Here is a 7,740-nt window from a genome sequence, read left to right on the forward strand (position 1 = left end):
CGCTCCTTCGTCCTTTCGAGCCCAAAACGGGCCGCCCGGATGCGCGATGAGGACTTCCACCCCCCCGCCGCTCCGGCGCCCGCGCCCGCGGCGCCCGCACCTGCTCCCGCTCCCGCGCCGGCAGCACCCGCGCCGCCGCCGGCGCTTCCGCCACCTCCGGCACTGCCCGCGCCTCCGATACCGGCGCCGCGGCTGCCTGGTCCGGGCCTTCCGGGCCCGGGGATCCCGGGACCAAACCTTCCGGGTCCCAAGATTCCCGGTCCGGGAATCCCGGGCATCGGTGGGGGCCACGGCGGCGGCGGGCCGCACATACCCGGCCTTCCCGGCATCCCCGGCATTCCCGGGCTGTGATGCGCTGAGCCCGTTAAGGTTTGGCGCGCTGACCGCTCAGCGCGGATTCAGGCCCACATTGCTGCGCTGCCGAATCGGACCCGGTGCTGCTGGGTGCCGCGCTTTAATTGGTTGATGGAGCTGATCACGCCCACCGACTCGATATTCTTGCTGGGCGAATCCCGCGAACACCCCATGCATGTCGGCGGACTGGCGTTGTTCGAGCCGCCGGAGGGCGCGGGACCCGACTTCCCGCGCGAGGTGTACGAGGCGCTCATCGAAAACAGAGATTTCCAGCCGACTTTCCGTAAGCGTCCCGCGCGGCTACTCGGCGGAATCGCCAATCTCGCCTGGGCCTACGACGACGAGGACGACATCGACGTCGACTATCACCTGCGGCGCCAAGCCCTGCCTTCGCCAGGACGGGTCCGCGACCTTCTCGAGCTGACGTCGCTACTGCACGGAAGCCTGCTCGACCGGCACCGTCCGCTGTGGGAAGGACATTTCGTCGAGGGGCTGAGCGACGGCCGGTTCGCGCTGTACACGAAATTCCACCACGCGTTGGTGGACGGCGTCTCCGCGCTGAAGTTGATGCAGCGCTCGCTGTCCACCGACCCGAACGATCAGGAGATGCGGGCGATTTGGAGCCTGCCCCGCAGACGGCGCTCGACCAGCACGTCGCGCTGGCAAACGATCACACAACTCGCGGGATCGGTTGCGGCACTTGGCCCGTCGACGGTATCACTGGCCCGCGCAGCGCTGCTCGAACAGCAATTGACCCTGCCGTTCGCCGCACCGCGCACCATGCTCAATGTGCCGATCGGCGGCGCGCGCCGGTGCGCGGCGCAGTCGTGGTCGCTGGACCGGATCAAAAGCGTCAAGCAGGCTGCCGGCGTCAGCTTCAACGATGTCGTGTTGGCGATGTGCGCCGGTGCGCTGCGCTACTACCTGGCCGACCAGGATGCGCTCCCGGACACACCGCTGGTCGCGATGGTCCCGGTCAGCCTGCGCAAAGAAGACGATGCCGACAGCGGCGGCAACATGGTCGGCACCATCCTGTGCAGCCTGGCCACCGACATCGAGGACCCCGCCAAGCGGCTCGAAGCGATTAACGAGTCGACGCGCTCCAACAAGAAAGTGTTCGCCGACCTGCCGCGGCTGCAGGCGTTGGCGTTGTCGGCGTTTCTGATGTCACCGATGGCGCTGGCCGTCGTCCCCGTGCTGGGTAGCTCAGCGCCGCCGCCGTTCAACATCGTCATCTCGAACGTGCCGGGACCTACCGAACCGATGTACTGGCGGGGCGCCCGGCTCGACGGCAACTATCCGTTGTCGATCGCCTTAGACGGGCAGGCGTTGAACATCACCGTGGTCAACAACGCCGACAACCTTGACTTCGGTCTGGTCGGCTGCCGGCGCAGCGTGCCGCATCTGCAGCGGCTGCTCGGCCACCTGGAATCCGCGCTCAAAGACTTGGAACGCGCGGTCGGAGCCTAACCGCCCATGCCCAAGCGGAGCGCCGGGCTGCTGCTGTACCGGGTGCGCGGCGGCGTGGTGGAAGTCCTCATCGCGCATCCGGGCGGCCCGTTTTGGGCTCGAAAGGACGAAGGAGCGTGGTCGATCCCCAAGGGGGAGTACACCGACGGTGAGGAGCCCTGGGATGTGGCACAGCGTGAATTCGTCGAAGAGCTTGGGCTTTCGGTGCCGACCGGCACCCGCATCGAATTCGGCTCGCTGAAACAACCCGGCGGCAAAGTTGTCACGGCGTTTGCGGTGCTGGCTGATCTCGACGTCTCCGAGGCAGCCAGCAACACCTTCGAGCTGGAGTGGCCCAAAGGTTCCGGGATAGTCAAAGAGTTTCCCGAAGTCGACCGGGTCGGCTGGTTCACGGTGGCACAAGCACGAGCCAAGCTACTCAAGGGCCAACAGCCGTTCCTGGACCGGCTGATGGCGCAGCCAGCGTTGGCGAACCTACGCGAAGACGGCTGACCCGGCGGTATGTTCGCACCCATGCAGACATTGCGCACACCTGACGAACGGTTTGCCGGTATTCCCGAATTCCCTTATCCGCCGCGGTATTCCGACGTTCCCGACAGCGACGGCGGCACGCTGCGGATGGCGTGGGTCCAAGACGGTCCTGCCGACGCCGACCCGATTCTGATGCTGCACGGTGAGCCGTCGTGGTCTTTTCTGTACCGCAAAATGATTCCGGTACTGGCCGGAGCCGGGCATCGCGTCGTCTGTCCGGATCTGGTCGGATTCGGTCGTTCAGACAAGCCGGCCCGGCTCGAAGACCACACTTACGCTCGTCACGTCGAGTGGGTGCGCACCCTGGCCTTCGACGTCTTGGATCTGCAGCGGGTGACCCTGGTCGGCCAGGATTGGGGCGGGCTGATCGGGCTGCGGCTGGCCGCAGAACATCCCGACCGGTTCAGCCGCATCGTCGTGGCCAATACCGGGCTGCCGACCGGTGACATCCCGATGCCGAAGGTCTGGTGGCGCTTCCGTGAAGCGATCCAGAACCAACCGGAATTGGACATCGGCGGGTTCGTGCAGTCGGGATGCCGTCGGCCGATGAGCCACGCCGTTCGGGCGGGATACGACGCCCCTTTTCCCGACGACAGCTACTGCGCCGCGCCGCGCGCCATGCCGGGTCTGATCCCGACCTCACCCGACGATCCCGCCACCCCGGCGCAGCGGTCTGCATGGGCGGCGCTGTGTGCGAGTGAAACACCCATGCTGGTCGCATTCAGCGACGGCGACCCGATCACCGGCGCGATGGCCCCGATCTTTCAGCGTGAAATGCGCGGTGCTCAGGGCATCGAGCATCCCGTGATCCACGATGCCGGGCACTTTTTGCAGGAGGACGCCGGCGAAGAGCTCGCCGGCCACATCGTCGACTTCCTGCGCTGACGCCGTCCGGTAAACACCGGCCAGTGGTGTCAAGATGAAGGCGTGGATCTTCCTGTGCAGCCGCCCATCGAACCGATGTTGGCCAAGGCGGCTGGCAAGCTTCCCGACGAGCCGGGTGTGTGGTCCTACGAACCGAAGTGGGACGGATTCCGCGCCTTGGTATTCCGCGACGGCGACGAGGTGATGCTGCAGTCACGCAACGGTAAAGACCTCGGCCGCTACTTTCCGGAGCTACTGGAAGCGCTGCGCACTGAAGTGTCACCGCGCTGCGTGCTCGACGGCGAGATCGTCGTCCCCCGCGATGTCGACGGACGAGTCCGGCTGGACTGGGACTCGTTGTCCCAGCGCATTCACCCTGCCGCCAGCCGGATCAACATGCTGGCCGAGCACACGCCAGCGCACTTCATCGGCTTCGACGTACTGGCCACCGGTTCGGCGCCGCTGCTCGGTGAGCCGTTTCGCATTCGCCGCGCAGCGCTGTCAGAGCTGGTCGACGCGAAGGACTGGTGTCATGTCACCGGCACCACCGAAGATCCCGAACTCGGTGCGCATTGGCTGACCACATTCGAGGGCGCCGGACTCGACGGTGTTGTCGCCAAGCGGCTCGACGGCCCCTATCTGCCTGGCAAGCGAGAGATGGTGAAAATCAAGCACGCCCGCGACGCCGACTGCGTCGCAATGGGCTACCGGGTCCACAAAAGCGGTGAAGGCATCGGATCGATCCTGTTGGGTTTGTACCGCGACGGGCGGCTGCACATGGTCGGTGGCGCCGCGTCGTTCACCGCCAAAGACCGACTGAAGCTGCTCGCCGAGCTGGAACCGCTGCGCGTCGGCGACGACGTGGTCTACGACGGGGAGCCCAGCCGGTGGAATGCCGCGGCCGACAAACGCTGGGTTCCCATCCGGCCGGACCGGGTCGCCGAGGTCGCCTACGACCAGATGGAAGGAGACCGCTTCCGGCACACCGTCCGCTTCGTGCGCTGGCGCCCCGACCGCGACCCGCAAAGCTGCACCTTCGACCAGCTCGACGTGCCGCTCAACTATGACCTCTACGACGTCTTGGAGTCGTAATGGCAAGTGCCGCTGAAGAACTCGACGTCGACGGGATCGCGGTCCGACTGACCAACCCGGACAAGCCCTACTTTCCGAAGCTGGGCTCCGGCGGTACCAAACGCAAGCTCGTCGAGTACTACCTGGCGGTGGCGCGCGGCCCGATGCTGACCGCGCTGCGCGACCGGCCCACCCATCTGCAGCGTTTCCCGGACGGCATCGACGGCGAGGAGATCTACCAAAAGCGGATACCGCAGCACCATCCCGACTATTTGGAAACCTGCCGTGTCACCTTCCCGTCCGGACGAACCGCAGACGCGCTCAAGGTGACTCACCCCGCCGCGATCGTGTGGGCGGCCCAAATGGGCACCATCACCCTGCATCCGTGGCAGGTGCGCTGTCCCGACACCGAGCATCCCGACGAGTTGCGCGTCGACCTGGACCCGCAGCCGGGCACCGGTTTTGCCGAGGCGCGCACGATCGCGGTCGATGTGCTCAAGCCGCTGCTCGAGGAACTCGGGCTGGTCGGCTACCCGAAGACGTCCGGGGGCCGTGGCGTGCACGTATTTGTGCGGATCAAGACGGACTGGGATTTCATCGCGGTCCGCCGTGCCGGGATCGCGCTGGCCCGCGAGGTCGAGCGCCGCGCGCCGGACGCGGTGACCACGTCGTGGTGGAAGGAAGAACGAGGCGCCCGGATCTTCGTCGACTTCAACCAGAACGCCCGCGACCGCACGTTCGCGTCGGCGTACTCGGTGCGTAAGACGCCGATCGCCACGGTGTCGATGCCGCTGACCTGGGACGAACTTGCCGGCGCCGACCCCGACGACTACACCATCGGCACCGTGCCCGACTTGGTGGCCCGCCGCGACGACCCGTGGGCCCAGATGGATTCGGTCGAGCAGTCGATCGTTCCGCTGCTGGAGATGGCTGCTGCCGACGAGCAACGCGGGCTCGGCGATCTGCCTTATCCGCCCAACTATCCGAAGATGCCCGGCGAGCCGAAGCGGGTTCAGCCCAGCCGGGACGTCGATTATAAGTCAAACTAACCACGATCGTTACGAGCGCGTTATAGTGTCCGCATGCTTCGTTCTCGTCTGAGCCCTGTGGTCCGCGCCGGTGTCGCGGTACTTGCGCTTGCTGCCGCCGCAACGGCCTTCCCTCGGGTGGCCGCGGCCGATTCCACCGAGGACTATCCGATACCGCGGCGGATCATCAACACCACCTGCACCCCTGAGCAGCTGCTGGCCGCCGCGCGCGACTACGCGCCGGTGTATTACGAGCGATACATGAACGACTACCGCAACCATGCCAACTTCCATCAGGCCGTTCAGGACAAGGCGCACTGGTTTTTCTCGCTGTCACCGGCCGAGCGCAGGCAATACTCCGACCACCTCTACGAGGGTGACGTCGCCGACCCGATGACCAAGGCATGGGTCAACAACTTCAAGATCTTCTTCAACAACAAGGGCGTCGTCGCAAAAGAGACCGACCATTGCGCGGACTATCCCCCGAACGACATGTCCGTGTGGGACTGGTGAGCAGTAGCTCAGCTTGATTGGGCGATCAGCCCGACGCAGGTCGCGGTAAGCAGCCGGGTCAGTGCGGCCACGAAGTCGATGTTCCACTCGGGCGACACTTGGGTCTCTTCGGCGTAGGCGTCGCTGAGCCCGTCGGGTGGGTGGGCAATCTGCCACAACGGAGCCGCCAACGAGTAGGCCGCCAACAACACGTCGAGCGCGCCCGATCGCCCCAACGCCGGCAAGGCTTGCTCGATGGCATCCGCGAGCGACATCACGGCGCCGTCGCTGATGCGCTTGACCTCGATAACCCGGTCGATGTCCACCTCGTGTTCGAGGTGAAGATGCAGATTGGCCAGCAGATCGCAGAACAGCGGGTCGGCGGCGAGGGCTTGGGCCAGCGTCTCCGCCACCCGCGCTGGTGACATCGGGCCTGGCTGGCGCAGCCGCTCAGATACGGTGTGCGACCACGTCACCCAGCCTTCCGCCGCCAAGTGCAGCAGCACCTCTTTGTGCGAGGTGAAGTAGCGGCGCACGGCCGAGTAGTGGATGCCGGCGCGCGCGGCCACGGCGGTAAGCGTCACCGACGCGACACCGACTTCCAGCGCCAGCGAGCGCGCGGCCTCCACCAATGCATCCGCACGCTGGCGTTTCTTCGCTGCGGTGCGGGCGCGCTGGAAGGTCAGTTGCGCCACGGCCAGAGGATAACGCACGCCGCGTGATTTCCGGCCCGATCGGCAGAGGTCACGCGCGCATGCGGGCTACCCCGGTCAGCGCCGCTGTTCGACCAGTTCGCGCACCACCGGACGAGGCGGGAACGGCCGAAGCAGTCCACTGGCCGGTCGTGTGCGTACCCGCTGCGGCCACCAGAACCAGCGGCCCAGCAGCGCGGCGATCGACGGTGTCATAAACGCGCGCACCACCAAGGTGTCGAACAACAGGCCCAGGCCGATCGTGGTGCCGACTTGGCCGACGACGGCCAAATCGCTGACCGCCATCGTCATCATCGTGAAGGCGAACACCAGGCCGGCCGAAGTCACGACCGACCCACTGCCGCCCATCGCCCGGATGATGCCCGTCTTCAGTCCGGCGTGGATCTCCTCTTTGAACCGCGCCACCAGCAGCAGGTTGTAGTCCGACCCGACCGCCAGCAGGATGATGACCGACATCGCTAGCACCATCCAGTGCAGATTGAGCCCGATGAGGTGTTGCCAGATGAGCACCGAGAGTCCGAAGGCACTGCCCAGCGACAGGGTCACGGTGCCCACGATGACCGCGGCGGCGATGACGCTTCGGGTGATGATCAGCATCACGATGAATATCAGGCACAGCGACGCGATCCCGGCGATGATCAGGTCATACGCCGACCCGGTGGCCAGGTCTTTGTACATCGGCGCCGTACCACCGAGGTAGACCTTGGAGCCTTCCAGCGGGGTGCCTTTGATCGCCTCGTGCACGGCGTGTTTGACCGGCTCGACGCGCGAGATGCCCTCGGGAGACGCCGGGTCGCCCTCGTGGGAGATGATCATGCGGACCGCATGGCCGTCAGGGGATAGGAACATCTTCAGGCCGCGTTTGAAGTCGGGGTTGTCGAAGGCTTCGGGGGGCAGATAGAACGAGTCGTCGTTTTTGGCCTCGTCGAAGGCGTGGCCCATCGCCGACTGATTCTTCATCATTTCTTCCATCTGATCCTGCAGCCCGCCCATGGTCTGCTGCATGGTCAGCTGCATGATCCGCATGCTTTTCATGGTCTCGATCATCGGCGGCATGACCGTGAGCATCTGCGGGATCAACGTGTCCAGGCGATCCATGTCGGGCATCAGGTTCTGAATGTCATCGGTCATGATGTCGACGCTGTCGAAGGCTTCGAACACCGAGCGCAGCGACCAGCAGATCGGGATGTCATAGCAGTGCTTTTCCCAATAGAAGT

At 65.6% G+C, this 7,740-nt stretch carries 8 protein-coding genes and 1 pseudogene; 6 read left to right on the plus strand and 3 right to left on the minus strand.

From position 1 onward, the window contains the following. Positions 1–78: pseudogene (locus tag A5707_RS24970) on the minus strand (NUDIX hydrolase); the annotation flags it as partial. 387 nt (positions 79–465) lie between these two features. Here A5707_RS24970 and A5707_RS15430 point away from each other — a divergent pair. Genes A5707_RS15430 through A5707_RS15455 form a run of 6 tightly spaced genes read left to right on the plus strand, consistent with a single transcriptional unit; the run spans position 466 to position 5,831 of the window. Then, positions 466–1,824 carry a WS/DGAT/MGAT family O-acyltransferase gene (locus A5707_RS15430; protein ID WP_065015335.1) on the plus strand — a complete coding sequence of 453 codons (1,359 nt, stop codon included), beginning with the start codon at positions 466–468 and terminating at the stop codon, positions 1,822–1,824. 6 nt (positions 1,825–1,830) lie between these two features. Continuing rightward, complete coding sequence (locus tag A5707_RS15435; RefSeq protein ID WP_065015336.1) at positions 1,831–2,316, plus strand: NUDIX domain-containing protein; 486 nt, start codon at positions 1,831–1,833, stop codon at positions 2,314–2,316. A 21-nt stretch (positions 2,317–2,337) separates the two neighbouring features. Continuing rightward, positions 2,338–3,240: a haloalkane dehalogenase gene (locus A5707_RS15440; RefSeq protein WP_065015339.1), complete on the plus strand. Its 903-nt coding sequence runs from the start codon at positions 2,338–2,340 to the stop codon at positions 3,238–3,240. 42 nt (positions 3,241–3,282) lie between these two features. Further along, the gene (locus A5707_RS15445; protein ID WP_082969484.1) at positions 3,283–4,311 is read left to right on the plus strand and encodes an ATP-dependent DNA ligase; all 1,029 of its coding nucleotides are present in this window, start codon (positions 3,283–3,285) and stop codon (positions 4,309–4,311) included. Beyond that, a complete protein-coding gene (gene ligD / locus A5707_RS15450) occupies positions 4,311–5,339 on the plus strand; it encodes a non-homologous end-joining DNA ligase (RefSeq protein WP_065015337.1) in 1,029 nt (342 codons plus the stop codon). The genes A5707_RS15445 and ligD overlap by 1 nt, the downstream gene beginning before the upstream one ends. A gap of 33 nt (positions 5,340–5,372) precedes the next feature. Next, positions 5,373–5,831 carry a DUF5078 domain-containing protein gene (locus A5707_RS15455; protein WP_065015338.1) on the plus strand — a complete coding sequence of 153 codons (459 nt, stop codon included), beginning with the start codon at positions 5,373–5,375 and terminating at the stop codon, positions 5,829–5,831. Positions 5,832–5,839: 8 nt separating this feature from the next. On the opposite strand, the gene A5707_RS15460 is transcribed toward A5707_RS15455, so the two are convergent. Beyond that, the gene (locus A5707_RS15460) at positions 5,840–6,523 is read right to left on the minus strand and encodes a TetR family transcriptional regulator (RefSeq protein ID WP_156657986.1); all 684 of its coding nucleotides are present in this window, start codon (positions 6,521–6,523) and stop codon (positions 5,840–5,842) included. Positions 6,524–6,580: 57 nt separating this feature from the next. After that, the coding region (locus A5707_RS15465; RefSeq protein ID WP_156657989.1) for an MMPL family transporter at positions 6,581–7,740 on the minus strand (1,160 nt) is incomplete at its 5' end.

This window comes from Mycobacterium kyorinense, from assembly GCF_001672775.1.
GTDB lineage: Bacteria > Actinomycetota > Actinomycetes > Mycobacteriales > Mycobacteriaceae > Mycobacterium > Mycobacterium kyorinense_A.